At 74.9% G+C, this 23,319-nt stretch carries 24 protein-coding genes and 1 riboswitch; of the genes, 10 read left to right on the top strand and 14 right to left on the bottom strand.

Features of this window, described 5'->3' with window-relative positions:
• Positions 1-2: 2 nt before the first annotated feature.
• The 7 genes from ABFY03_RS09475 to ABFY03_RS09445 all read right to left on the bottom strand — a co-directional run bounded on the left by ABFY03_RS09475 (position 3) and on the right by ABFY03_RS09445 (position 8,524).
• Entirely contained in the window at positions 3-1,343 is a 1,341-nt protein-coding gene (locus tag ABFY03_RS09475) for a cobyrinic acid a,c-diamide synthase CobB (RefSeq protein WP_319011060.1), read from the bottom strand.
• Complete coding sequence (gene cobO / locus ABFY03_RS09470) at positions 1,337-1,945, bottom strand: cob(I)yrinic acid a,c-diamide adenosyltransferase (protein WP_319011059.1); 609 nt, start codon at positions 1,943-1,945, stop codon at positions 1,337-1,339. Before cobO ends, ABFY03_RS09475 begins: the two co-directional genes overlap by 7 nt.
• Positions 1,945-3,993, bottom strand: a complete 2,049-nt coding sequence (locus ABFY03_RS09465; protein ID WP_346169676.1) for a putative cobaltochelatase — start codon at positions 3,991-3,993, stop codon at positions 1,945-1,947. Before ABFY03_RS09465 ends, cobO begins: the two co-directional genes overlap by 1 nt.
• A 211-nt stretch (positions 3,994-4,204) precedes the next feature.
• Complete coding sequence (locus tag ABFY03_RS09460) at positions 4,205-5,713, bottom strand: cobyric acid synthase (protein WP_346169675.1); 1,509 nt, start codon at positions 5,711-5,713, stop codon at positions 4,205-4,207.
• Positions 5,710-6,699, bottom strand: a complete 990-nt coding sequence (locus ABFY03_RS09455) for a cobalamin biosynthesis protein (RefSeq protein WP_346169674.1) — start codon at positions 6,697-6,699, stop codon at positions 5,710-5,712. The genes ABFY03_RS09460 and ABFY03_RS09455 overlap by 4 nt, the downstream gene beginning before the upstream one ends.
• Positions 6,700-6,753: 54 nt before the next feature.
• Positions 6,754-6,834: riboswitch (cobalamin riboswitch) on the bottom strand.
• A 159-nt stretch (positions 6,835-6,993) separates the two neighbouring features.
• Positions 6,994-7,215 carry a hypothetical protein gene (locus ABFY03_RS09450; RefSeq protein ID WP_030492788.1) on the bottom strand — a complete coding sequence of 74 codons (222 nt, stop codon included), beginning with the start codon at positions 7,213-7,215 and terminating at the stop codon, positions 6,994-6,996.
• 40 nt (positions 7,216-7,255) lie between these two features.
• Positions 7,256-8,524, bottom strand: coding sequence for an inorganic phosphate transporter (locus ABFY03_RS09445; protein ID WP_319011055.1), 1,269 nt, complete (start codon positions 8,522-8,524; stop codon positions 7,256-7,258).
• Between the two features lie 352 nt (positions 8,525-8,876).
• Between ABFY03_RS09445 and ABFY03_RS09440 the strand changes: the two genes are divergently transcribed.
• The gene (locus ABFY03_RS09440) at positions 8,877-9,986 is read left to right on the top strand and encodes an alpha/beta hydrolase (RefSeq protein WP_346169673.1); all 1,110 of its coding nucleotides are present in this window, start codon (positions 8,877-8,879) and stop codon (positions 9,984-9,986) included.
• A gap of 200 nt (positions 9,987-10,186) precedes the next feature.
• The gene (locus tag ABFY03_RS09435) at positions 10,187-11,620 is read left to right on the top strand and encodes a hypothetical protein (protein ID WP_386723527.1); all 1,434 of its coding nucleotides are present in this window, start codon (positions 10,187-10,189) and stop codon (positions 11,618-11,620) included.
• 27 nt (positions 11,621-11,647) lie between these two features.
• On the opposite strand, the gene ABFY03_RS09430 is transcribed toward ABFY03_RS09435, so the two are convergent.
• Complete coding sequence (locus ABFY03_RS09430; protein ID WP_319011052.1) at positions 11,648-12,046, bottom strand: VOC family protein; 399 nt, start codon at positions 12,044-12,046, stop codon at positions 11,648-11,650.
• An 82-nt stretch (positions 12,047-12,128) separates the two neighbouring features.
• Positions 12,129-13,022 carry a KPN_02809 family neutral zinc metallopeptidase gene (gene ypfJ / locus ABFY03_RS09425; RefSeq protein ID WP_319011051.1) on the bottom strand — a complete coding sequence of 298 codons (894 nt, stop codon included), beginning with the start codon at positions 13,020-13,022 and terminating at the stop codon, positions 12,129-12,131.
• 276 nt (positions 13,023-13,298) lie between these two features.
• On the opposite strand from ypfJ, the gene abc-f reads away from it, so the two are divergent.
• From abc-f to ABFY03_RS09410, 3 genes are all read left to right on the top strand, one after another.
• Entirely contained in the window at positions 13,299-14,897 is a 1,599-nt protein-coding gene (abc-f, locus tag ABFY03_RS09420; RefSeq protein ID WP_031002896.1) for a ribosomal protection-like ABC-F family protein, read from the top strand.
• 321 nt (positions 14,898-15,218) lie between these two features.
• Positions 15,219-15,440, top strand: a complete 222-nt coding sequence (locus tag ABFY03_RS09415) for a helix-turn-helix domain-containing protein (protein WP_006123601.1) — start codon at positions 15,219-15,221, stop codon at positions 15,438-15,440.
• Between the two features lie 132 nt (positions 15,441-15,572).
• Positions 15,573-16,373, top strand: a complete 801-nt coding sequence (locus tag ABFY03_RS09410) for an enoyl-CoA hydratase/isomerase family protein (RefSeq protein ID WP_319011050.1) — start codon at positions 15,573-15,575, stop codon at positions 16,371-16,373.
• 44 nt (positions 16,374-16,417) lie between these two features.
• Here the strand turns inward: ABFY03_RS09410 and ABFY03_RS09405 are convergent, their stop codons facing one another.
• Positions 16,418-17,089, bottom strand: a complete 672-nt coding sequence (locus tag ABFY03_RS09405) for a hypothetical protein (RefSeq protein ID WP_346169671.1) — start codon at positions 17,087-17,089, stop codon at positions 16,418-16,420.
• A gap of 92 nt (positions 17,090-17,181) precedes the next feature.
• Here ABFY03_RS09405 and ABFY03_RS09400 point away from each other — a divergent pair, with 92 nt between their 5' ends.
• Genes ABFY03_RS09400 through amaP form a run of 5 tightly spaced genes read left to right on the top strand, consistent with a single transcriptional unit; the run spans position 17,182 to position 19,465 of the window.
• On the top strand, positions 17,182-17,637 hold the full coding sequence (locus ABFY03_RS09400) for an Asp23/Gls24 family envelope stress response protein (RefSeq protein ID WP_319011048.1): 456 nt from the start codon (positions 17,182-17,184) through the stop codon (positions 17,635-17,637).
• A 47-nt stretch (positions 17,638-17,684) separates the two neighbouring features.
• Entirely contained in the window at positions 17,685-17,876 is a 192-nt protein-coding gene (locus ABFY03_RS09395; RefSeq protein ID WP_319011047.1) for a hypothetical protein, read from the top strand.
• 18 nt (positions 17,877-17,894) lie between these two features.
• Positions 17,895-18,242, top strand: a complete 348-nt coding sequence (locus ABFY03_RS09390) for an Asp23/Gls24 family envelope stress response protein (protein ID WP_319011046.1) — start codon at positions 17,895-17,897, stop codon at positions 18,240-18,242.
• Positions 18,239-18,859, top strand: a complete 621-nt coding sequence (locus ABFY03_RS09385) for a DUF6286 domain-containing protein (protein ID WP_346169670.1) — start codon at positions 18,239-18,241, stop codon at positions 18,857-18,859. The genes ABFY03_RS09390 and ABFY03_RS09385 overlap by 4 nt, the downstream gene beginning before the upstream one ends.
• A gap of 6 nt (positions 18,860-18,865) precedes the next feature.
• Entirely contained in the window at positions 18,866-19,465 is a 600-nt protein-coding gene (gene amaP, locus ABFY03_RS09380; RefSeq protein WP_319011044.1) for an alkaline shock response membrane anchor protein AmaP, read from the top strand.
• Between the two features lie 18 nt (positions 19,466-19,483).
• On the opposite strand, the gene ABFY03_RS09375 is transcribed toward amaP, so the two are convergent.
• The 4 genes from ABFY03_RS09375 to ABFY03_RS09360 all read right to left on the bottom strand — a co-directional run bounded on the left by ABFY03_RS09375 (position 19,484) and on the right by ABFY03_RS09360 (position 23,279).
• Positions 19,484-20,239 (bottom strand): SDR family oxidoreductase, encoded by a 756-nt coding sequence (locus tag ABFY03_RS09375; RefSeq protein ID WP_346169669.1) that lies wholly within the window; start codon positions 20,237-20,239, stop codon positions 19,484-19,486.
• A 4-nt stretch (positions 20,240-20,243) separates the two neighbouring features.
• Complete coding sequence (locus ABFY03_RS09370) at positions 20,244-22,028, bottom strand: glycoside hydrolase family 15 protein (protein WP_346169668.1); 1,785 nt, start codon at positions 22,026-22,028, stop codon at positions 20,244-20,246.
• 34 nt (positions 22,029-22,062) lie between these two features.
• Positions 22,063-22,944 (bottom strand): SURF1 family cytochrome oxidase biogenesis protein, encoded by an 882-nt coding sequence (locus ABFY03_RS09365; protein ID WP_346169667.1) that lies wholly within the window; start codon positions 22,942-22,944, stop codon positions 22,063-22,065.
• Between the two features lie 101 nt (positions 22,945-23,045).
• Positions 23,046-23,279, bottom strand: coding sequence for a hypothetical protein (locus ABFY03_RS09360; protein ID WP_319011040.1), 234 nt, complete (start codon positions 23,277-23,279; stop codon positions 23,046-23,048).
• Between the last annotated feature and the right edge of the window lie 40 nt (positions 23,280-23,319).

Genomic DNA, 23,319 nt, shown 5'->3' with positions numbered 1-23,319 from the left:
TCTCACCCGCAGCGCCCCACGAACCGCGCGGCGACCTCGGGCGTGCCCGCCCAGTGCGTGTGCACGTAGCTCGCGTGCACCCCGCCCTGCACGAAGCCCTCCACCCGGGTCTCCGGCTGCCGCAGCCCCCAGGCCGCGAGCGCGCCGGCACCCGGCTCGATCACCGTCCGGTGGAACTCGTGCCCGCGCAGCCGTGCCCCGGCGGGCGCGAGGACGCTGTCGCTCACGGCCACGGCGTCCCGGTAGCCGAGCGTCAGCCGCGTCGACATCCGCGCGTCCGCGTCGAGCACCCCGCACATCGGCGTCCCGTCCAGCGACCGCGCCAGGTACAGCAGCCCGGCGCACTCGGCGGCGACCGGCGCCCCGGTGGCGGCGAACGCGGCCACCGCCTTCCGCAGCGGCTCGTTGGCGGCCAGCTCGGCGGCGTACATCTCCGGGAACCCGCCGCCGACGACGAGACCGCGCGTCCCCTCGGGCAGCGCCTCGTCCCGCAGCGGGTCGAAGGCCACCACCTCCGCGCCGGCGGCCGTCAGCAGCTCCGCGTGCTCGGCGTACGAGAACGTGAACGCGGCCCCGCCGGCCACGGCGACGACCGGCCGGCGCCCGGCCCGGGGCGCCACGACCGGCGGCGCCCACGCCTCCGCGTCCAGCGGCGGCGCCGACCGCGCCAGCGCCAGCAGCGCCTCCAGGTCGCACCCGGCCCGCACCTGCTCCGCCTGCGCGGCCACCGCCTCCACGGCCTGGGCCTGCCGCTCGGCGACCGGGATCAGCCCGAGGTGCCGCGACGGCGTCGCCACGGCGGGCGCCCGCCGCAGCACGCCGAGGACCGGCACCCCCGACTCCCCGAGCGCCTCCCGCAGCAGGTGCTCGTGCCGGTCGGTCGCGACCTTGTTCAGGATCACGCCGCCGATCCGCACCTCCGGGTCCCAGGACGCGAAGCCGTGCACCAGCGCCGCCACCGACCGCGACTGCGAGGACGCGTCCACGACCAGCACCACCGGCGCCTTCAGCAGCTTCGCCACCTGCGCGGTGGACGCCAGCTCGCCCTGGTCGGCGGCCCCGTCGTACAGGCCCATGACCCCCTCGACCACCGCCAGGTCGCAGCCGCGCGACCCGTGCGCGAAGAGCGGCGCGACCAGCCCCGTCCCGCACATGAACGCGTCGAGGTTGCGGCCCGGGCGGCCGGTGGCGAGCGCGTGGTAGCCCGGGTCGATGTAGTCGGGGCCCACCTTGTGCGGGGAGACGGCCAGACCACGGCCGGCGAACGCGGCCATCAGGCCGGTCGCCACCGTGGTCTTGCCCGCCCCCGACGAGGGGGCCGCGATGACGAGACGTGCTACCACTCGATGCCCCGCTGGCCCTTCTGACCGGCGTCCATCGGGTGCTTCACCTTGGACATGTCGGTGACGAGGTCGGCGAAGTCGACCAGCTCCTGCGGCGCGTTGCGCCCGGTGATGACGACGTGCTGCTGCCCGGGACGGTCCCGCAGCACCTCGACGACCTCCTCGACGTCGATCCAGCCCCAGTGGAGCAGGTACGCGAACTCGTCCAGGACGTAGAACTTGTACCGCTCCTCGGCCAGGTCCCGCTTGACCTGCTCCCAGCCCTCGCGCGCCTTGTCCTCGTGCGACTGCTCGCCCTCGGCGACCTCGCGCTGGATCCAGGACCAGCCCTCGCCCATCTTGTTCCAGGTGACCGTGCCGCCCTTGCCGGTCTCGCCGAGCGCCTTGAGGGCGTTCTCCTCGCCGACCTTCCACTTGGCGGACTTCACGAACTGGAACACCCCGATCGGCCAGCCCTGGTTCCAGGCGCGCAGCGCCATCCCGAAGGCGGCCGTCGACTTCCCCTTGCCGACGCCGGTGTGCACCATCACCAGTGCCCGGTTGCGGCGCTGGCGGGTCGTGAGACCGTCGTCGGGCACGACGGTCGGCTGTCCCTGCGGCATTAAGCGGCCCTCCTGACAGAGCGGTTGACTTGTGCTTCTCGTACGAGCCCGGCGATCGCGTCGGCGCGCAGTTCGTCCAGGGTGACGGCGGTGCCGCCCAGTTCGCGGGCGAGGTTCCCGGCGAGACCGAGCCGCACCGGGCCCGCCTCGCAGTCCACGACGACGCTCGCGGTGCCGTCGGCGGCGTGCAGCCGCGCGGCCCGCGCGGCCGTCCCCACCGGGTCGGGACCGCCGCCGGTCGCCCGCCCGTCGGTCACCACCACGAGCAGCGGCCGGCGCGAGGGGTCCCGCAGCCGTTCCACCCGCAGCGCGTCATGGGCCTTCAGCAGCCCGGCGGAGAGCGGCGTACGCCCTCCGGTCGGCAGCTCCTCCAGACGGGCGGCGGCGGCGTCCACGGACGACGTCGGGGGCAGCGCCAGTTCGGCGCCGCGCCCCCGGAAGGTCACCAGGCCCACCTTGTCGCGCCGCTGGTACGCGTCGAGGAGCAGCGACAGGACGGCGCCCTTCACGGCGCCCATCCGCTTCCGCGCCGCCATCGACCCGGAGGCGTCCACGACGAACAGCACCAGGTTGCCCTCGCGACCCTCCCGCACCGCCTGCCGCAGATCGTCCCGGCGCACCACCAGCCCGGGCCCGGACCGCCCGCGTGCCTTCTGGTGCGGGGCGGCGGCCCGGACGGTGGCGGCCAGGTGCAGCTTGGTCAGCGCGCCGTCGGGGCGGGTCGCCCCGGTGGTCCGCCCGTTCTGCGTCCGGGCCCGGGAGCGCCGCCCGGCGGCCCCGTCCCCGAGCCCGGGCACGGAGAGCATCCGCGTGCGGAACGGCTCACCGGCCGAAACGGCGGCCCGCTCACCGGCCGCGCCCCGGGGAGCGGGCGCGTGCTCGGGCGCCGTCCCGGGCGCCTGTTCCGGTACGGAGTCGGTCTCGGTCTCGGGCGCAGGCCCCTCACCGCCCTGCGGCGGCACCCCGCCACCGCCCCCGCCGGGGCCGCCGTCCCCCGGCCCGTCCGGCCCCGGGTCCGGATCGTCGTCCGGCTCCTCGCCCTTGAACCGCTCCAGGGTCTCGTCGAGCTTCTCCTCGTCCATCCCCGGCGCGTCGAAGGGGTTGCGGCGCCGCCGGTGGGGGAGCGCGAGCAGCGCGGCCTGGCGCACGTCCTCGCTCGTCACCTCCTCCCGTCCCGCCCACGCGGCGAGCGCGGTCGCGGTCCGGGCCATCACGATGTCGGCGCGCATGCCGTCGACCTCGAACGCGGCGCAGGTGGCGGCGATCTGGAGCAGCACGGCGTCCCCGAGCACCACCCGGGGCAGCACCTCCCGCGCGGCCACGATCCGTTCGCGCAGCGCGGCCTCCTCGCCGGCCCAGCGGGCGGCGAACCCGGCCGGATCGTCCTCGAACGCGAGCCTGCGCCGCACCACCTCCACCCGCTGCTGCGGGTCGCGCGAGGCGGCCACCTCCACGGTCAGCCCGAACCGGTCGAGCAGCTGCGGCCGCAGCTCGCCCTCCTCGGGGTTCATCGTCCCGACGAGCAGGAACCGTGCGGCGTGCCGGACGGACACCCCTTCACGCTCGACGTGCGAGGCGCCCATGGCGGCGGCGTCGAGCAGGTGGTCGATGAGGTGATCGGACAGCAGGTTGACCTCGTCGACGTAGAGGATCCCCCGGTGGGCGGCGGCGAGCAGCCCCGGCTCGAACGCCTTCACGCCCTCGGCGAGCGCCCGCTCGATGTCGAGCGCCCCCACGAGCCGGTCCTCGGAGGCCCCGACGGGCAGCTCGACCATCCGCGCGGGACGCGCGTCCGGCCCCCCGTCCAGGTGGGGTCCGTCCGGGCACCCCGGATCGGGCGAGCCCGGATCGCAGCTGAACCGGCACCCGGCGACGACGGCCACCTCGGGCAGCAGCTCGGCGAGCGCGCGCACGGCGGTGGACTTCGCGGTCCCCTTCTCCCCGCGCACCAGCACACCGCCCACGGCCGGCGAGACGGCATTGAGCAGCAGCGCGAGCCGCAGATCGTCCATCCCGACGACGGCGGTGAACGGAAAACGGATGCTCATCGAGCGTTCCTCTCCAGAAGATGACTGTCAGCCGCCGACGCCCCCGCCACCGGCCCGGCGGCCGCCGACGGCGAGCAACCGCCCACGGGGGCCACCCGCAGGTGACTCCCCGAGCCGCACGGGTCGTGCGGGTGGGAACGCCGGCCCGGCCGGAGGCCGGGCGCGGCCCGGCGCGCGGCGAGCCCGCGCAGCGGCCCCGCGCCGTGCCCCCTCACGGCGCACCCGGCGGTACGAACGGGAGTCCCTCGGGCGCGCCCTCCTCGATGAGCCGCAGCAGCGCGTCCGTGTCGGCGTGTTCCTCGATCAGGTCGCCGAGCCGGTCCAGCTGCTCCTCGCGCAGCGCGCCGAACGACGTGTCGGGGGCGGGGACGAAGGCCCGGCCCGCCGCCGCCGCGACCTCCCGCAGGAAGGCACGCCGGAAGCCGTCGCTCTCCAGCGAGCCGTGCCAGTGGGTGCCCCAGACCGCGCCGACCCGGCACCCGTGGAGGAACGGCTCCCCGCCGCGTACGTCCGCGACGCCGTGGTGGATCTCGTACCCGTCGACCCGCTCGCCGAGCGCCTCGCCGACCGGCCGCGCGAGGGTCTTCTCGCGCGCGAACCGGACCCGTACGGGCAGCAGTCCGAGCCCGTCGACGGCGCCCGCCTTCGACTCGACCTCGTCCTCGATGTGCTCGCCGAGCGCCTGGAAGCCGCCGCAGATCCCCAGCACGGGACGGCCCTCCGCGGCCCGCCGGGCCAGCGCGTCGGCCAGCCCCCGCTCGCGCAGCCACGCCAGCGCCTTGACGGTCCCGCGCGTGCCGGGCACGACCACCAGGTCCGCGTCGGCCAGCTCCTCCGGCCGGTCGACGAACCGCACGATCACGCCCGGCTCGGCGGCCAGCGCGTCCACGTCCGTGAAGTTCGACATCAGCGGTACGGCGCAGACCGCGACCCGCAGCACGTCCGCGCCGAGCGGCGGCGCGACCACGGACTCCCGCACCGTGCCCCGCAGGGACACCCGCAGCCCGTCCTCCTCGTCGATGCCGAGGCCGTGCGCGTACGGCAGCACACCGAGGGTCCGGCGCCCGGTGAGGCCGTGCAGCATGTCCAGGCCCGGCTCCAGCAGGGTCACGTCACCGCGGAACTTGTTCACCAGGTACCCGGCGACCAGCTCCTGGTCCTCGGGCGCGAGCAGCGCCGTCGTGCCGAAGAACTGCGCGAAGACCCCGCCCCGGTCGATGTCGCCGACCACCACCACCGGCAGCCGGGCGGCCCGCGCGATGCCCATGTTGACGATGTCGGTGCGCCGGAGGTTGATCTCGGCCGGGCTGCCGGCCCCCTCGCAGATCACCGCGTCGTGGGTGGCCCGCAGCTCCTCCAGGCAGGCGAGCACCGGCTCGAAGAGGGTCTGCTGCCGCCCGCCGTGGTAGCCGCGCGCGCTCATCTCGCCGACCGGCTTGCCCATGAGGACGACCTGGCTGGACCGGTCGCCGCCGGGCTTGAGCAGCACCGGGTTCATCAGCGCGGTCGGCTCGACGCGGGCGGCCTGCGCCTGCATCGCCTGGGCGCGTCCGATCTCGGCGCCCTCCCGCGTCACGAAGGAGTTGAGGGACATGTTCTGTCCCTTGAACGGCGCCACCTTGACGCCCTGCCGGACCAGCCAGCGGCAGATGCCCGCCGTGACGACGCTCTTGCCCGCGTCGGAGGTCGTCCCGGCGACGAGCAGCCCCCCACCCCTCACTTCGTCCTCCGCTTCACCGTGCCGTCGAAAACCCTGTCGGTCAGGATCCGGCCGCCCACACAGGCGGCCAGGGTCAGCCAGGTCACCCGGCGGGAGAGCCGGACGGCCCGGTCGATGTCGGCGACCTCGACGGGCCGCCCCGCCCCGTTGAGGACGGGCCGGTGCTCGACCCGCCCGCCGTACGAGAGCGTTCCCCCGAGCCGTACCCCGAGGGCGCCCGCGAACGCCGCCTCGACCGGTCCCGCGTTGGGGCTCGGGTGCTTCCCGGCGTCCGCCCGCCAGGCCCGTACGGCGCCGCGCCGGTCACCGCCCGCGAGGACGGCGAGCGCGGCGGTCAGCCGGGCGCCGGGCCAGCCGGCCAGGTCGTCGAGGCGGGCCGAGGCCCAGCCGTACCGGCGGTACCGGGGCGACCGGTGGCCGACCATCGCGTCCAGGGTGTTGACGGCCCGGAAGCCGAGCAGGCCGGGCACGCCGGCGACCGCGCCCCAGACGAGGGCGCCGACGACGGCGTCGGAGGTGTTCTCGGCGACGGACTCGACGACCGCGCGGGCCATCGCGGGGCCGTCCAGGGCCTGCGGGTCGCGCCCGACCAGATGCGGCATCCGCTCCCGGGCGACCTCCAGGTCGCCGGCGGCGAGCGCCCCGCCGATGGCCCGGGCCTCCCGGCCGAGCGTCGTGCCGCCGACGACGGCCCACACGGCGGCGGCGGTCAGCGCGGCGGAGCCGGTACGACTGCCCCGCACGGCCCGGGCGGCCAGCGCCCCGGCGGCGGCGGCGCCACCGGCGCAGACGGCGGTGTGCAGGGCGCCCCGGCCGCGGTGGTCGCGGTACAGGCGGCGTTCGACGGCGGCGGCGGCCCGGCCGAAGGCGGCGACGGGGTGGCCGCGGCGGGGGTCGCCGAGGACCAGGTCGACGGCGAGGCCGGCGGCCGCTCCGTACGCGAAGACTGCGGTGGCTCGGGAAGCCACGGGGGTGCGGCCGGGCATGGCGGCGTGTCCTCACTCAGGGTCCGCGCCCTGGGTCGACGTGACCGGCGGCGAGAGTTCCTGACTCCCGGTCCCGCCGTTCGCTGGGGCCGGTCACAGTGGCGGGACCGCGCCGGAATCGCACCGGGCTTCCTCTCCATTGCCGCCGTATTGGCCCCGGCAGTCCACCACGCCCCGCGAAGGGCCGTCAACTCACCCTTGACCTGCGACGGGTCACTGTGCGAAGCGCCACAGACACGAGGGCCGGGCCCGCCCTCGGAAGAGGTGCGGGCCCGGCCCTCGGCGTGGGGTGGGTCAGGCGACGATCAGGTAGATGCCGTACGCGACGGCCGCCGCGCACAGGGCGAAGCAGGCGTAGGCGCCGGTGCGGGCCAGGACGGCGGAGCCGCCCGCGGCCGCGGCCTTCTCCTGCTTGCCGAGGCCGACGATCCCGAGGGTGAAGAGGCCCACGAGGGCGACGGTCGCCACGAGGCTGACTCCGAAGACGGAGCCGAGAGCTGCCCAGTCGATCTTCATGGCTGGTTCCGGTTTCCTTAGGGGGTTCTCGGGAGGGGGCTCAGACCGCGGCGGCGGGGGCCGGGGGAGCGGCGGGGTCGTTCGGCCCCGGCGCGTGGATGGTGGTCTTGAGGCCCTCGTCCGCGACGGCGGCGACGGAGCCGGCCGGCGGCGGGGTGACGGCGGCGATGGCCGTGGTCACGACGCCCGCGGGCTCGCCCGGGGTGTCGTCGTCGTCGTTCACGTTGGTGTGGTCGACCACCTGGCGGCGGGAGTAGAGCCAGATGCCGAGGCAGGAGGCGACCAGGAAGCCGGCGACGAGGTAGACGCCCCAGTCGCCCTGACGGGCCACGAACTCGGCCCCGGCCGCGACCACACCGGCGGCCGGCAGGGTCAGGCCCCAGGCGGCGAACATGCGGGTGGCGGTCGACCAGCGGACGACGCCGCCCTTGCGGCCCAGGCCCGCGCCCATCACACCGCCGGAGCAGACGTGCGTGGTGGAGAGGGAGTAGCCCAGGTTGGAGGAGGCCAGGATGACGGTGGCCGCGCTGGTCTGGGCGGCGAAGCCCTGCTGCGGCTGGAGGTCGGTGAGGCCCTTGCCCATGGTGCGGATGATGCGCCAGCCGCCGAGGTAGGTGCCGAGGGCGATCGCCAGACCGGCGGAGACGATGACCCACACCGGCGGGTTCGAGCCGGGGGCGAGCGCGCCGCCGGCGACCAGGGCGAGGGTGATGATGCCCATGGTCTTCTGGGCGTCGTTGGTGCCGTGCGCGAGGGAGACGAGACCGGCGGAGGCGATCTGCCCGGCGCGGTAGCCCTTCTCCGTGGTCTTGGCGTCCGCGTTCCGGTCGAGCCGGTACGTCAGCCGCGCGGCGAGCATCGAGGCCACGCCGGCGACGATCGGGGCGGCGACGGCCGGGATGAGGACCTTGGTGACGACGACGTCGCCGTTGACACCGCTGAAGCCGATCGAGGCGACGGTCGCGCCGATGAGGCCGCCCATGAGGGCGTGCGAGGAACTGGAGGGGAGTCCGACCAGCCAGGTCAGCAGGTTCCAGAGGATCGCGCCGACGAGCGCGGCGAGGATGACTTCGGGCTGGATGCCCTCCTCGTTCACCAGTCCCTTGGAGATCGTGTTGGCGACCTCGACGGACAGGAACGCGCCGACCAGGTTCAGCACGGCGGACATGGCCACCGCCGTCTTGGGCTTGAGAGCACCGGTCGAGATGGTCGTGGCCATCGCGTTCGCGGTGTCGTGGAAACCGTTCGTGAAATCGAACACGAGAGCTGTCACGACCACAATGGCGAGCAGCAGCGTGATGTGTTCCATTTACCCAGGCAATCGTTTGACGTCAGTGGCTGGTCGAACGTAAGCAACCTGAGTGAACGGAAGGTGAACTGGGTGGGGCATCACGGTGTCCCGAACCGGGGTTGTGAGATTCCGTTTCGCCTCCGGGGCGCCTCCGTGTCCACCATCCGGTCACCCCGCAACCCCGGGTAATCCCGGACCGCACGGGACACACCCGCCCCAAGCCGACGTCGGGCGTGAACCGCGCGTTCCACCCCCTGGACGCGCTCACCCGCACGAGGCACCCGCCGGCGAGACCCATGTCACTCTCCCGGGGCACCCGCCCGGCCCCGCCCCGGTGGCAGCCCCCCGCCCCCGTGCCGAGACTGGGAGCGTGCGCCCGGCTACAGCGACGGCAGCGGCCGTCACCACCCTGATCGGTGTCGGCGCGGCCGCGGTGGCGGCCGGCCGGTACGCCAGCGACGTCGCCCTCAAGGCCGCCTCCGGACGGCCCCTCCCCGGCGACCCCAAGCTCACCGTGCACGCCACGGGACCCGAACGGGTCACCCTCACCCGCAGCCTCGCCTCGCTGCGCCCCGGTACGTACGGGATGACGGCGCCCGGCCTGCACGCGGTCACGGGACCGGTCCTCGACCGCGTCCCGCACACCGCCGACTCCGTCGTCCGCCGCCTCGAACGCGTCGAGCTCGGCGCGCTGAGCCCCGGCAGCCGCGTCCGGCTCACCCCGCAGCTGCACATCGGCACCCCCGAGACGGCGCTCGGCCTGCCGCACGAGGACGTCGAGATCCCCGGCGAGCTCGGCCCCCTCCCCGCCTGGCTCGTCACCGGCCCCCGCGCCACCTGGGTCGTCGCCCTGCACGGCATCGGCGCGGGCCGGGAGCACGCGCTGAACCTCGTCTCCTTCTACGCGCGCCGCCGCGTCCCCGTCCTCGTCCCCGCCTACCGCGGCGACGAGGGCGCCCCGCGGCCGGCGGACGGCATCGCCCAGCTCGGCGACACCGAGTGGCGGGACGTCGACGCGGTCCTGCGGTACGCGGTCCGGCGCGGCGCCCGGAAGATCGTCGTGCACGGCTGGGGCACCGGCGCCTCCATGGCGCTGCGGGCCGCCGCCGAGTCGGGGGTGCGCGACCGGATCGCCGGCCTCGTCCTCGACTCGCCGGTCCTCGACTGGGAGGCCACCGTCCGCAACCTCGCGGTGGCCCGCGGCGTCCCCGCCCCGCTGGTCCCGCTCGCGGTCCGCGCCGCGCTCGGCCGGACCGGCCCGCACCCCGACCACACGGAGGGGCTCCGCGTCCCGGTCCTCCTCGCCCACGGCCCCGACGACACGATCGCCCCCTGGGAGCCCTCGGTCGACCTGGCCGCGGCCCGCCCCGACCTGGTCACCCTCCTCCCGGTCCGCCAGGCCCCCCACGCGGCCATGTGGAACGCGGACCCTCTCCGCTACGAGGAAGCCCTCCGCCGCTACCTCACCCCCCTCATGTAACGGGGCGCCGTTTCGTCGTGGGCAATCGTTCCGCTGGGGTGGAACGCCTGCCCACACGGACGACCCGTCGGCGCGGGAGCCGGACGTACGGGGTGGGTGCCGGGCCGAGGGCGGCTGGACGGTCACCGTCGGGGGCCGTGGCGTCACGGGGTGGTGGATTCCGATTGGGCTTTCGGGCCGTCAGCGGGAAGACTGCCCCCGTGACGTCTCGAAAGCCCGATGAACCATTGGCGCGCAACTCCAGACTCCGACTCGTCCGTCCGCGGTCCCTGGCCACCGCCCGACGGGCCGCGACGACGCGGCGCACCCGGCCTGCCCCGAGGCCGCCCGAGGGCACCCCGCCCCGCGCGGAGCTGGCCCGGCAGGCCCGGCTCGTCCTCGCCGACGCCGTACGGATCGCCCGCTGGGCCGCCGCGCCGCGCGGCCCGCAGGCAGGCCCTCGTACGGTCGCCGACGCCTCCTCCGCTTCCGGCCCGCTCGACGGCCCGGCCGCCGTCGAACGGGCCGCCGCCGACCTCGACCTGACACCGGATCGGGTCCGGGCCGGCTGGGACCGGGCCCGGCTCGCCGGTCTCGTCGAGCTGCACGGCGCCACCGCCCGCCCCGGCTGGCGGCTCCAGGCGTGGGACCGGGACGACTCCGCGGTGCTCCGCGGCTGGGTCGCGCTCCTCGACGCCTGGTCGCTGGTCCACCCCTCCCCGGAGGGCGTCGCGCCGGGCGCGGTCGCCGAGGTCGTGGAGGCCGTGCCGCAGGTCCTGTCGCTGCTGCAGCTCTCCCAGGGCCCCGTCCCGGTGCCGACCCTGCTCGACCTGCTGGGCCAGCGCGTGGACGAGCTCCGCGAGGAGCGCTGCGAGGTCCCGGGCGACGACGTCCCCGCCCCGCCGGCCCCCGCCGAACGCCTGCCCGCCCTCCTCGACTGGGCCCTGGAGGGCCTCGCGGAGGTCGGCGCGCTCACCCTGGACCCGGCGGCCGGCCCGGAGGGACGTCACGCGACCCTGACCCCGCTCGGCAACTGGGCGGTCTGGGTCAAGCTGGAGCAGATCTGCGTGGCCGCCCAGAGCCCCGCGGGCAACATCGAGCAGTCCGCCGCCGACATGCTCCGCGGCTGCGCCCGGCTCACCCCGGGCCCGGCCCGCGACGAGTACCGCGCCTGGCTCGCGGCCCGCACCCTGTCCAGCGCGGTCGCCGAGCTCCTCGCCGCGGCCCGCGGCGAGGACGCCCTGCTGCGCGGGCTCGCCTTCGAGGCGCTGCGGGTCGTCGGCGCGCCCGCCGAGGCGGAGGTCCGCGCCGCGGTCACCGAGCCCTCGCTGCGCCCCTACGCGCTGCTGTGGCTCGCCGAGTACGACGGCACCGACCCCGACGACGCCCCCGAGGTCCTCACCCGCGAGGAGGCGACCTGGCTCTGGGTGGACACCGCGGCCGCCGTCGCCGACCACGGCGAGAGCGAGCTGCTGGTGCGCCACCTGGACTCGGCCGTGCAGGGCACGGTGCCGGCGCTGCTCGACGAGATCAGGGCCGTCGGGCATCCGCGGACCGTGCAGGTGCTGGTGGCGCTGGCCGCCGCCCACCCCGACCCGGCCCTGGCGAAGGCGGTCCGCCGGGCCGCCTTCCAGGTCCACACCGGGGGCGCCTGACGAGGGGCCGGGGGCGGCGCGGCGGGGTCAGTCGCCGCCGGGGGTGTACGTGCCGAACCCCCACACGTTGCCCTCGGCGTCCTTCGCGATGTAGTCCCGGGAGCCGTACTCCTGGTCGGTGGGCGGCATCACGATCTCCACGCCGTGCTCCACGGCCCGGGCGTGGTGCTCGTCCACGTCCCGGACGCGGACGTAGACGCCCACCGGCCCGCCCGCGCCCATCGCCTTGTCGAAGGCGCTGTCGGTGCCGCTGCTGCCGAGCATCACCGTGCCGTTCCCGTAGCTCAGCTCGGCGTGCGCGACCAGGCCGTCCTCGCCCTCGTACACGGCCGTCGCGGTGAACCCGAACGCCTCCGTGAGCAGCGTGATCGCCGCCTTGGCGTCCCGGTACCTCAGCGTCGGACAGATGTCGGGTGCCTCGGACATCCCGCTCACTCCCTTTCGGCCGGCCGGATGTGACCTGGGACACAGTCTCGCAGGCGGCGCCGACGATCGGCGGTACCGACCGTCAGCGGAACGTGTTGCACCGGGCCATGTCGCCGGTCCGGTAGCCCGTGTAGAACCACTGCTGCCGCTGCTCGGCCGAGCCGTGCGTCCAGCTCTCCGGGGTGACCCGGCCCTGGAAGCGCTCCTGGATCCGGTCGTCGCCCACGGCGGCCGCCGCGTCCAGTCCGTCCCGGATGTCGGCGTCGTCGAGCCGGGCGATCAGCGGCCGGCCGGTGGACTCGTCCGGGGTGCTCGTCGCGTGCCGGGCCCACACGCCCGCGTAGCAGTCCGCCTGGAGCTCGACCCGGACGGCGTTGGAGTCCGCCCCGGTCCGCCCGTCCTGGGCCCGGCCGAGCGTCCCCATCAGGTTCTGCACGTGGTGCCCGTACTCGTGGGCCACCACGTACGCCTGGGCGAAGGGGCCGCCGCTGGAGCCGAACTTCGTCCGCAGCTCGTCGAAGAACCCCAGGTCCAGGTAGACCTTCCGGTCGCCGGGGCAGTAGAAGGGGCCGACGGCGGAGCTCGCCGCGCCACAGGCGGTGTTCACCCGCTGGGTGAAGAGCACGGTGGAGGCGTCGGCGTAGGCGCCGCCCCGGCGCGCGTACTCCCCGCGCCAGTAGTCCTGGAGGCTGTTGACGACGGCCACGGTCCGGCAGTCCGGGCGGCTGTTGGCGTCCGCGCCGGTGCGGCAGGACCGGTTCACCTCGGCCGCGGAGGAGACGCCCGGGGCGGGCTGCTCCTCGCCGCCGGAGGAGAGCCCCAGCTGGTCGGGGCCGACCCCGAAGAGGATGCCGAGGATCAGTGCGATGAAGCCGATGACGCCGCCGCCGACGGTCGCCTTCCCGCCGGGGATGCGGCTGCCGCGGACGTCCTTCACCTCGGAGGTGTCCAGACGGGCGTCGTCGTCGAACTGCACGGTCCACCTCCGCGTCACCGCGGCGGCCCGACCGCCGCCCTCCGCCGAGTATCGGCCGCCCCTCCGCGCCCCGCCCCTTTTGTTCGCCCTGGTGAGCGATGGGAGGAAGGTCCCGAACACCGGCCCGTCGCCCGCGTGGCCGAAAACCAGTTGCATGCGCCCGATAGAATGGCCGCATGGACATTCTTCACTGGGTCATCCTCCCCTGGGTGCACTAGCGGGGTCGCAGCCCGTCACCCGCCGTCGTCCGCCGCATTCCCCCACTGGAGTCTGTCCGTGATCACCGCTTCCGGCATCGAGCTGCGCGCCGGTGCCCGCATCCTCATCGAGAACGCCTCGTTCCGCGTCGCCAAGGGCGACCGCATCGGCCTCGTCGGCCGCAACGGGGCCGGCAAGACCACCCTCACCAAGTGCCTGGCCGGCGAGGGCCAGCCCGCCGCCGGCACCATCACCCGCTCCGGCGAGGTCGGCTACCTCCCGCAGGACCCGCGCACCGGCGACCTCGACGTCCTCGCCCGCGACCGGGTCCTCTCCGCCCGCGGCCTCGACGTCCTCATCCGCAAGATGCGGCAGAACGAGGAGCGGATCGCGAACGGCTCCGGCGCCACCCGCGAGAAGGCCCTCAAGCAGTACGAGCGCCAGGAGACCGAGTTCCTCACCAAGGGCGGGTACGCCGCCGAGGCCGAGGCGTCCACCATCGCCGCCGCCCTCGGTCTGCCCGACCGGGTCCTCGGCCAGCCGCTGCACACCCTCTCCGGCGGTCAGCGCCGCCGGATCGAGCTGGCCCGGATCCTCTTCTCGGACGCGGACACCCTGCTCCTCGACGAGCCGACGAACCACCTCGACGCCGACTCGATCACCTGGCTGCGCGACTACCTCAAGACGTACCGCGGCGGCTTCATCGTGATCTCCCACGACGTCGACCTGGTCGAGACCGTCGTCAACAAGGTCTTCTACCTGGACGCCAACCGCTCCGTCATCGACGTCTACAACATGGGCTGGAAGCTCTACCAGCAGCAGCGCGAGGCCGACGAGAAGCGCCGCAAGCGCGAGCGCCAGAACGCCGAGAAGAAGGCCGCCGCACTCAACTCGCAGGCCGACAAGATGCGCGCCAAGGCGACCAAGACCGTCGCCGCGCAGAACATGGCCAAGCGCGCCGAGCGCCTGCTCTCCGGCCTGGAGGCGGTCCGCGTCTCCGACAAGGTCGCCAAGCTGCGCTTCCCGGAGCCCGCCCCCTGCGGCAAGACCCCGCTGACCGCGGAGGGTCTGTCCAAGTCGTACGGCTCGCTGGAGATCTTCACCGACGTCGACCTGGCCATCGACAAGGGCTCCCGGGTCGTCATCCTCGGCCTCAACGGCGCCGGCAAGACGACCCTGCTCCGCCTCCTCGGCGGGGTCGAGCAGCCCGACACCGGCGAGGTCACCCCCGGCCACGGCCTCAAGCTCGGCTACTACGCCCAGGAGCACGAGACCCTGGACCCGGAGCGCACGGTCCTGGAGAACATGCGCTCGGCCGCCCCCGACCTCGACCTGGTCGAGGTCCGCAAGGTGCTCGGCTCCTTCCTCTTCTCCGGCGACGACGTCGACAAGCCGGCCGGGGTGCTCTCCGGCGGCGAGAAGACCCGGCTCGCGCTGGCGACCCTGGTCGTCTCCTCGGCCAACGTGCTCCTGCTCGACGAGCCCACCAACAACCTCGACCCGGCCAGCCGCGAGGAGATCCTCGGCGCGCTGCGCACCTACAAGGGCGCGGTCGTCCTGGTCACCCACGACGAGGGCGCCGTCGAGGCGCTCGACCCGGAGCGGATCATCCTGCTTCCGGACGGCGTCGAGGACCTCTGGGGTCCGGACTACGCGGACCTGGTCGCCCTGGCCTGAGCCCGGACTGGATCATTCGGCTCATCGCCGGATCCGTCATCTGAGTGAGAAGGTCTCGTACCCGCGGCGCGGGCCTCTGCCGAATCCTTCCGGCAGGGCCCGCGCCGTACGTGTGTTCGCGCGAGGTCGCTGACCTGCCGGTCCCTTGATCCATTCGTTCGACGGTCGGGTTCGAGTCGCGCGGAATGACGGCTTCCGATCGTGAGGACGCCGTACTCGTCCGCAAACCCGGCAGGACGGACCTTGTCGAATGGGTGGCCAGGACGACGGGGAGGGGTGATCATGAGAAGTCCAGAGCGCACTTCCCATGAGGAGGCACGGGTGGCCGAGACTCTGAAGAAGGGCAGCCGGGTGACCGGCGCCGCGCGCGACAAGCTCGCGGCAGACCTGAAGAAGAAGTACGACTCCGGTGCGAGCATCCGGGCGCTGGCCGAGGAAACCGGCCGCTCCTACGGATTCGTCCACCGGATGCTCAGCGAATCCGGAGTCACGCTGCGTGGTCGCGGCGGAGCGACACGGGGCAAGAAGGCAGCCTCGGCCTGACGCCGGGGGCGGCTCGACCGGTCCACCGGGACCCTCCCGGTGGGCACCCGGTCGGTCTCGCGACCGACCCGGTGGTTACTGTGCAGTCACTTAGCATCGGATGCAGTGCTGCACCGGAACCGGAGGCGCCCCATGACCACGCCCGACGACTCCCAGCTCGTCTTCGACAAGGACGGTGTACGGCTCACCGTCGAGGACGCCGTTGCCACGGTGACCCTGACCAACCCGGCGAAGCGCAACGCCCAGTCTCCCGCTCTGTGGCGGGCGTTGACGGAAGCCGGCCGGTCACTTCCGGGCAGCGTGCGGATCGTCGTCCTGCGCGGTGAGGGCCAGTCCTTCTCCGCCGGACTCGACCGACAGGCGTTCACGCCCGAGGGCTTCGACGGGGAGCCGTCCTTCCTCGACCTCGCACGGGGTTCCGACGCGGACCTCGACGCGGTCATCGCCGAGTACCAGGAGGCGTTCACCTGGTGGCGCCGCAGCGACCTCGTGTCGATCGCGGCCGTCCAGGGGCACGCCATCGGTGCGGGCTTCCAGCTCGCCCTCGCCTGCGACCTGCGGGTCGTCGCCGAGGACGTGCAGTTCGCGATGCGCGAGACCAGCCTGGGCCTCGTCCCGGACCTCACCGGGACGCATCCGCTCGTCTCCCTCGTGGGCTACGCCCGCGCGCTGGAGATCTGCGCCACCGGCCGGTTCGTCCACGCGGACGAGGCCGAGCGCATCGGCCTGGCCAACATCGCCGTGCCCGCCGCCGAACTCGACGCCGCGGTACGGGACCTGAGCGCCGCCCTGCTCGCCGCGCCGCGCGACGCGGTCGTCGAGACCAAGGCGCTGCTCCAGGGCGTCGCCGGCCGCTCCTACGAGGACCAGCGGGTCGCCGAGCGCGCCGCCCAGGCCCGCCGTCTGCGCGACCTCGCGGGCCTCGGCGACTGACGCCCACCCCGGGCCGGACCGCGCCGGCCCGGAGCCCCGACGCGTCAGCGCAGCTCCGTCACCACCACCGTGACCGCGGCGCCCTCAGGGGCGGCCGCGGCCGCCGCGGCGCGGGCCGCCCGGGCCACCTCGGCCGGCGGGCGGTCCGCCGCCACCACGCACTCCACCCGGACCGCCTCCGCGGTCCGGTGCACCGGCGCGCCCAGGGCGTCCGTCACCGCCACCACGCCCGGCACCCCCAGGACCGCCAGCGCCACCGGATCGTCCGCCGCCGGCGCGGTCCGGCTCGGCGGCGGGGGAGCGGGTTCCGTCGCGGGCGCCTCCTCCAGCAGCTCCGTCACCCGCAGATCGACCTCCGTCACCGCCAGGCCCAGCCGCTCCGCCGCCGCGAGGAGCGCCGTCCGCACCTCCTCCGCCGTCTCCGGCAGCGGCCGCCCGGTCGCCACCACCGCCAGCTCCGCCCCGATCCGCAGCGGCCCCGCCGGCACCCCGCCCGGCGGCACCGGCAGGGGCCCGGCCTTCGCCGCGTCCGCCGCCGCGCCGATCCGCAGCGGGCCCGGCACCGCGCCCCGTACGGCCGAGACCTCCCGGTCCAGCACCTCCCGGGCCGCGCGCTCCGCGAGCCACGTCCCGTCCGCCGCCGTGCCGAGCGGCAGCAGCCTGCCCGGCGCCAGGCGGTCGCGCACCGCCGCCGTCCAACCGTCACCCGTCGTCATTGCCCCAGCCTGCCGTATCCCCGGAGCGGTGTCGGGTAACCGCCCTTAGTGTGAGCGAAGAAGCCCGAAATATCCCAGAAGGGGCTGATCTTATGACGGACAGCGAACGCAGTGGCGAGACCACCCCGGTCACGCGCAAGGGCGGCGGGACCGCCGCCACCCGGGGCCGTACGACCATCGCCGACGGCGTGGTCGAGAAGATCGCGGGAATGGCCGCCCGGGACGTCGTCGGCGTCCACGCCATGGGCAGCGGGCTCTCCCGCACCTTCGGCGCCGTCCGGGACCGCGTCCCCGGCGGAGGCGGCGGCAAGGCGAGCGTCACCCGCGGTGTGAAGGCCGAGGTCGGCGAGGTGCAGACCGCGCTCGACCTGGAGATCGTCGTCGACTACGGCGTCTCCATCGGCGACGTCGCCGGGGCCGTCCGCGAGAACGTGATCGCGGCCGTCGAGCGGATGACCGGCCTGGAGGTCGTCGAGGTCAACATCGCGGTCAGCGACGTGAAGCTGCCCGACGACGAGGAAGAGGAGCCCGAGTCGCGGCTCCAGTAGCCGACCGGCACGGACAACGGGCCGCAGGGCTCGGAAAGGGGTTCAGCATGAGCATGGCGGTGGTCGGCCTGCTGGCCGGCATGGGTCTCGGCTTCGCCGGATACTTCGGCGGCTTCGGGGCGTTTCTGCTGGTCGCGGCCCTGGGCGCGATCGGCTTCGTGGTCGGCCGCTTCCTCGACGGCGATCTCGAACCCGGCGATCTGTTCCGGGGCCGCGACCGCGGCGACCGGCGGCGGTGACGCCGGGTGCCCACGGACGTGACGGAACGGCCCCCGGTGCGCGAGCGGGGCGCGACCACGATCGCCGACCGGGTGGTCGCCAAGATCTCCGCGCAGGCCGCCCGGGAAGCCCTGGGCGGCGTGCCGGAGGGCGGCCACAAGCCGCACGCCTCGGTGGTCGTCCACCGGGACGCCGCCCGCATCTCGGTCAGCCTCGAACTCGGCTATCCCACGGACATCGGCCGCCGCTGCGGCGCCGTCCGCGCCCGGGTCCGCGGCCGGGTCGAGGAGCTCGTCGGCATGGAGGTCCACGAGGTCTCCGTCCACGTCGAGCGCCTCCACTCCCCGCACACCGCCCCCACCGCCAGGAAGGGCCGGCTGGCATGACGACACCCGAACGGCCCAACCGCGCGGCGGAACCGGAGGACGTCCCCGTCCTCGGCGACGGCCCGGACACCGAACGGGTCCGGCGCTTCTGGTCCGTCCGGCGGATCCCCGCCGCGCTGCTCGCCGCCGCCGTCCTCGGCGGCGCCGGACTGCTGCTCTACGACGTCGCCGCCGTCCGGGCCGACCACAGCGCCATGAGCTGGCGGCGCGAACTCGCCGACGAGCTCGCGACCCGGCCCCTCGACAGCGCCACCATCCTCGCGGTCGCCGGCGCCGTCGTCCTGCTCGGCGTCTGGCTGCTGGTCCTGGCGGCCACCCCCGGCCTGCGGGCCGTGCTGCCGATGCGCCGCGCCCACCCCGACCTGCGGGCCGGGCTCGACCGGGACGCCGCCGCCCTCACCCTGCGCGACCGGGCCATGGAGGTCTCCGGCGTGCAGTCCGTCAAGGTCCGGGTCGGCCGCGCCAAGGTCGACGCCCGGGCCGTCTCCCACTTCCGTCCGCTCGACGACGTCCGCGCCGACGTGCAGACCGCCCTCACCGCCGGCGTCGAGGAGCTCGGGCTCGCCCGCACCCCCGCGCTGACCGTCCGGGTGGCCCGCCCGTCCAAGAAGGGGTGACCCGCCGTGCACGCACCCGTCACCGCCGTCCTGCGGCGCGTCAACCGCGTCCTGCTCGGCCTCGCCGGACTGCTCCTGGTCCTCGCCGGGGGCGCCGTCCTCGCGGCCGGTCTCGACCTGCCCGTCCCGTCCTGGTGGCCCTGGTCGGGCCCCGACGACGTCCTCCTGACCACCGCCGACCGGCGCCGGTGGCGCGAGGAGAGCTGGTGGTGGCCGACCGTCATCGCCGTCCTCGGTGTCGTCGTCCTGCTCGCCCTCTGGTGGCTGATCGCCCAGTTCCGCCGGGCCCGGCTCGCCGAGGTCCTGGTCGACACCGGCGACGGCGACGCCGCCGTGCTGCGCGGCCGGGCCCTGGAGGACGTCCTGGCGGCGGACGCCACCGCCCAGGAGGGCGTGGCCCAGGCCAAGGTCGCCCTCACCGGCCGCCGCGCCGCCCCCCGCACCCGGATCGCGCTCCTCCTGGAGCCGTACGCCTCCCCGGGCGAGGCGCTGGCCGGCCTCAGCGGCGAGGCGCTGGCCCGGGCCCGTACGGCGGCGGGACTGGCCGCCCTCCCGACCGAGGCCCGGCTCCGCGCGGTCAAGCACCGGGCCCGCCGGGTGAGCTGACGCCGCCGCCCGTCCCGGTCAGAAGCCGTGGCGGGCGCCGCCGTCCACCGGCAGCATCAGCCCCGTCAGATAGGAGGCGGCGGGGGAGAGGACGAAGGCCGCCGTGCGGCCGAACTCCTCCGGGGTCCCGTAGCGGCGCAGCGGGATCGCCAGTTCGTTGGCCGAGCGGGCGGCCTCCGCGTCGCCCGAGAGGGCGTCGAGCTGCCGCACCCGGTCGGTGTCGATCCGGCTCGGCAGCAGGCCGACCACCCGGATCCCGCGCGGGCCGAGGTCGTTGGCGAGGGACTTGGCGAAGCCGGCGAGCCCGGGACGGAGCCCGTTCGAGATCGTCAGGCCCGTGATCGGCTCGTGCACCGACCCCGACAGGACGAAGCCGATCACCCCGCCCTCGCCCAGCGTCTCGGCCGCCGCCCGGGCCAGCCGCACCGCGCCGAGGAAGACGGTGCCGAAGGCCGCCGCCCACTCCTCGTCCGTGTTGTCGGCGGCGAAGCCCGGCGCCGGGCCGCCGACGCTGATCAGGATGCCGTCGAAGCCGCCGAACCGGGCGCGGGCCTCCGCGATCAGCCGGGCCGGGGTCGCCGGATCGTCGTTGTCGGCGGCGAGACCCGCCGCACCCTCGCCCAGCTCGGCGACCGCCTCGGCGACGGTCGCCTCCTCGCGCCCGGTGATCAGCACCCGCGCGCCTTCGGCGAGCAGCGCCTCCGCGGAGGCCCGGCCGAGCCCCCGGGTCGCGCCGGTGACGACGTACACGCGGTCCTTCAGTCCAAGATCCATGGACCTATCCTGCCGTCTCGTCGCCGGGCAGCGCGAGCGCCGTCCCCACCAGCCCGATGTGGCTGAACGCCTGCGGGAAGTTGCCGAGGTGCCGGCCGCTCGCCGGGTCGTACTCCTCCGCGAGCAGCCCCACGTCGTTGGTCAGCCCCACGAGCCGTTCGAACAGCTCCCGGGCCTCGTCCTCCCGCCCGGTCATCCGCAGCGCGTCGGCGAGCCAGAAGGAGCAGACGAGGAAGGTGCCCTCCCGCCCGGGCAGCCCGTCGACCGCCCCCGAGTCGGGGCTGTAGCGCCGCAGGAAGCCCCGGTGGGTCAGCCCGGCCCGGACCGCGTCCACCGTGCCGACCACCCGGGGGTCGTCCGGCGGCAGGAAGCCGACCCGGGGGATGAGCAGGGTGGCGGCGTCGAGCTCGGCGGAGCCGTACGACTGGGTGAAGGTGTTGCGCACGGGGTCGTACGCCCTGGCGCACACCTCCGCGTGGATCTCGTCCCGCAGCGCCCGCCAGCGGTCCGGCTCGCCGGGCAGCGAGGGGTCCGCCTCCAGGGTGCGCACCGCCCGGTCGGCCGCGACCCAGGCCATCACCTTGGAGTGGGTGAAGTGGCGGCGCGGTCCGCGGACCTCCCACAGCCCCTCGTCGGGGTCGCGCCAGTGCGACTCCAGGAAGCCGAGCAGGCTCAGCTGGAGGTTCCAGGCGTGCCGCTCGGGCGGGATGCCGGCCTCGCGCGCGAGGTACAGGGAGTCCATGACCTCGCCGTACACGTCGAGCTGGAACTGGTCGACGGCCGCGTTCCCGGTCCGTACCGGGGCGGAGTCGGCGTAGCCGCGCAGCCAGGGCAGCGAGGTCTCCGGGAGCCGCCGCTCGCCGGCCGGCCCGTACATGATCTGGAGGTCGGCGGGGTCGCCGGCGACCGAGCGCAGCAGCCAGTCGCGCCAGGCGGCGGCCTCGTCGGCGTATCCGGCGGCGAGCAGCGCGCCCAGGGTGAGGGAGGAGTCGCGCAGCCAGCAGGCCCGGTAGTCCCAGTTCCGCACCCCGCCGATCTCCTCCGGCAGGGAGGTGGTGGGGGCGGCGACGATCCCGCCGGTGGGGGCGTAGGTGAGCGCCTTCAGGGTGATGAGGGAGCGGACCACGGCGGAGCGGTACGGGCCCCGGTAGGCGCAGCGGGCCGTCCACGCCCGCCAGTCGGCGAGCGAGTGCTCCAGGGCCTCGAAGGGGTCCACGAGCGGGGGCCGGCGCTCGTGCGAGGGGTGCCAGGTGAGGACGAAGGCGACCCGCTCCCCGGCGGTCACGGTGAACGCGGAGCAGGTGGCGTACTGCTGGCCCCAGGTCTTGACGGCCGGTTCGCTGCGCAGCCAGACGGCGTCGGGCCCGGCGACGGCGACCCGGTGGCCGTCGGAGCGCCGCACCCACGGCACGATCGAGCCGTAGTCGAAGCGGAGGCGGAGCACGGCGCTCATCTCGACCCGGCCGCTGACGCCCTCGACGATCCGGACGAGGTCCGGGGCGCGGTCCCGCTGGGGCATGAAGTCGGTGACCCTGACGGTGCCGGTACGGGTCTCCCAGAGGGTCTCCAGGACGAGGGAGTCCTCGGCGTAGCGGCGGGAGGCGCAGGTGCCGGCGCCCGTGGGGGCGATCCGCCAGTGGCCGTTGTCCTCGTCGCCGAGGAGGGCGGCGAAGCAGGCGGCGGAGTCGAAGCGGGGCAGGCACAGCCAGTCGATGGACCCGTCGCGGCCGACGAGCGCGGCGGTCTGGAGATCACCGATCAGGGCGTAGTCGTCGATACGTCGGGTCACGCTCTGGGCTGTTCCCGGAAGCGGCGACGGTCAATCAGCGGGGCGAGGTGGCCTGAATCGCGCTGTCGTCCCCTTGCGGGGCGGCGGGGGTCTCCTCCGCGCTCTCCTCGGGAGTCGCCTCGGGGGCCTCCTCGGGAGTCGCCCCGGGGGCGTCGCCGCCGGCCGCCGCGGCGGCCTCCCGGTCGCGCTTCTCGCGGCGTGCGAGGACGAACCAGCCGACCGGAACGCCGGCGGCGAAGAGCCACCACTGGACCGCGTACGCCATGTGGGCGCCGATCGAGTCGTGGTCCGGCTCGGGGATCTGCTCGGGGGAGTCGCCGGGCGCCGCCGGCGCGGTCTGCTCGATGTAGCCGCCCAGCACCTCGCGGCCGATCAGCTCGGACTGCTGGCGGCTGCTGATGAGCATCACCTGACGGTCCGGCAGGCCCTTGAGGTCCTTGATGCCGCTGGCGCCGGTGGTCTCGTCGGCCTTGAGGCGGCCGGTGACGGTGACCTCGCCACGGGGGGCGGGCGGGACGTCGGGGTAGGCGCGCTGGTCGGCGGCGCCGGGCACCCAGCCCCGGTTGACGAGGACGACCGTGCCGTCCTTGAGCACCAGCGGGGTGAGGACGTGCGCGCCGACCCGGTCGTCGGAGGAGGTGCGGCGGCGGACGACCACCTCGTGGGCGGTGTCGAAGGTGCCGGTGGCGGTGACCTGGCGCCAGTAGTCGGCGCGGGGGACGACGTGGCCGGGAGAGGTGAGCTCCTCGACCGGGACCGGGCGCGCCTTCAGGTTGTCCGCGATCAGGGTGTTCTGGGCGACCCGGCGTTCGTGCCGGTGGAACTGCCAGAAGCCCAGCTCGATCATCACGGGGATGAGGACGAGGGCGACGAGGGTGAGGATCACCCACTGCCGGGACAACAGGAAGCGGTACACCCCATGACCGTACCCTCGGGTCGACGGGGCGTCCGCACAGGGGGTCGGGTGACCGGCGTCACCCGACCAGGATCGTTTCTTCCTCGGGGTACGGGGGCGGTTCACACCCGGTCGACGATGCCCGCCTTCCCCTCCGCGCGGGCGCAGTGGGCGCCGCAGTACCAGGTCCCCTCGACCTCGACGCCCTGTCCGATGATCTGGACCCGGCAGTGCTCGCAGATGGGCGCCATGCGGTGGATGGCGCACGCGAAGCAGTCGAAGACATGGACCGCACCCTGCGCATGAACCTCGAAGGACATGCCGTAATCGTTTCCGCAGACCTCACAACGTGCCATGCGCCACAGGGTGGGGCCCCGGGGCCTTACGCGCCGCGCG

It is taken from the genome of Streptomyces roseofulvus (assembly GCF_039534915.1).
GTDB classification, from domain to species: domain Bacteria; phylum Actinomycetota; class Actinomycetes; order Streptomycetales; family Streptomycetaceae; genus Streptomyces; species Streptomyces roseofulvus.
Note: the sequence above shows the minus strand (reverse complement) of the source record. Positions and strands in the feature narration are given on the sequence as shown.

Bases quoted from the DNA above. Each gene is read 5' to 3' on its own strand.
- ABFY03_RS09400 (WP_319011048.1), top strand. From the start codon at position 17,182: ATGACGGACAGCGAACGCAGTGGCGAGACCACCCCGGTCACGCGCAAG.
- ABFY03_RS09465 (WP_346169676.1), bottom strand. From the start codon at position 3,993: ATGAGCATCCGTTTTCCGTTCACCGCCGTCGTCGGGATGGACGATCTG.
- cobO (WP_319011059.1), bottom strand. From the start codon at position 1,945: ATGCCGCAGGGACAGCCGACCGTCGTGCCCGACGACGGTCTCACGACC.
- ABFY03_RS09455 (WP_346169674.1), bottom strand. From the start codon at position 6,699: ATGCCCGGCCGCACCCCCGTGGCTTCCCGAGCCACCGCAGTCTTCGCG.
- ABFY03_RS09360 (WP_319011040.1), bottom strand. From the start codon at position 23,279: ATGGCACGTTGTGAGGTCTGCGGAAACGATTACGGCATGTCCTTCGAG.
- ABFY03_RS09410 (WP_319011050.1), top strand. From the start codon at position 15,573: ATGACCACGCCCGACGACTCCCAGCTCGTCTTCGACAAGGACGGTGTA.
- ABFY03_RS09445 (WP_319011055.1), bottom strand. From the start codon at position 8,524: ATGGAACACATCACGCTGCTGCTCGCCATTGTGGTCGTGACAGCTCTC.
- ABFY03_RS09430 (WP_319011052.1), bottom strand. From the start codon at position 12,046: ATGTCCGAGGCACCCGACATCTGTCCGACGCTGAGGTACCGGGACGCC.
- ABFY03_RS09395 (WP_319011047.1), top strand. From the start codon at position 17,685: ATGAGCATGGCGGTGGTCGGCCTGCTGGCCGGCATGGGTCTCGGCTTC.
- ABFY03_RS09385 (WP_346169670.1), top strand. From the start codon at position 18,239: ATGACGACACCCGAACGGCCCAACCGCGCGGCGGAACCGGAGGACGTC.
- ABFY03_RS09450 (WP_030492788.1), bottom strand. From the start codon at position 7,215: ATGAAGATCGACTGGGCAGCTCTCGGCTCCGTCTTCGGAGTCAGCCTC.
- ABFY03_RS09375 (WP_346169669.1), bottom strand. From the start codon at position 20,239: ATGGATCTTGGACTGAAGGACCGCGTGTACGTCGTCACCGGCGCGACC.
- ABFY03_RS09405 (WP_346169671.1), bottom strand. From the start codon at position 17,089: ATGACGACGGGTGACGGTTGGACGGCGGCGGTGCGCGACCGCCTGGCG.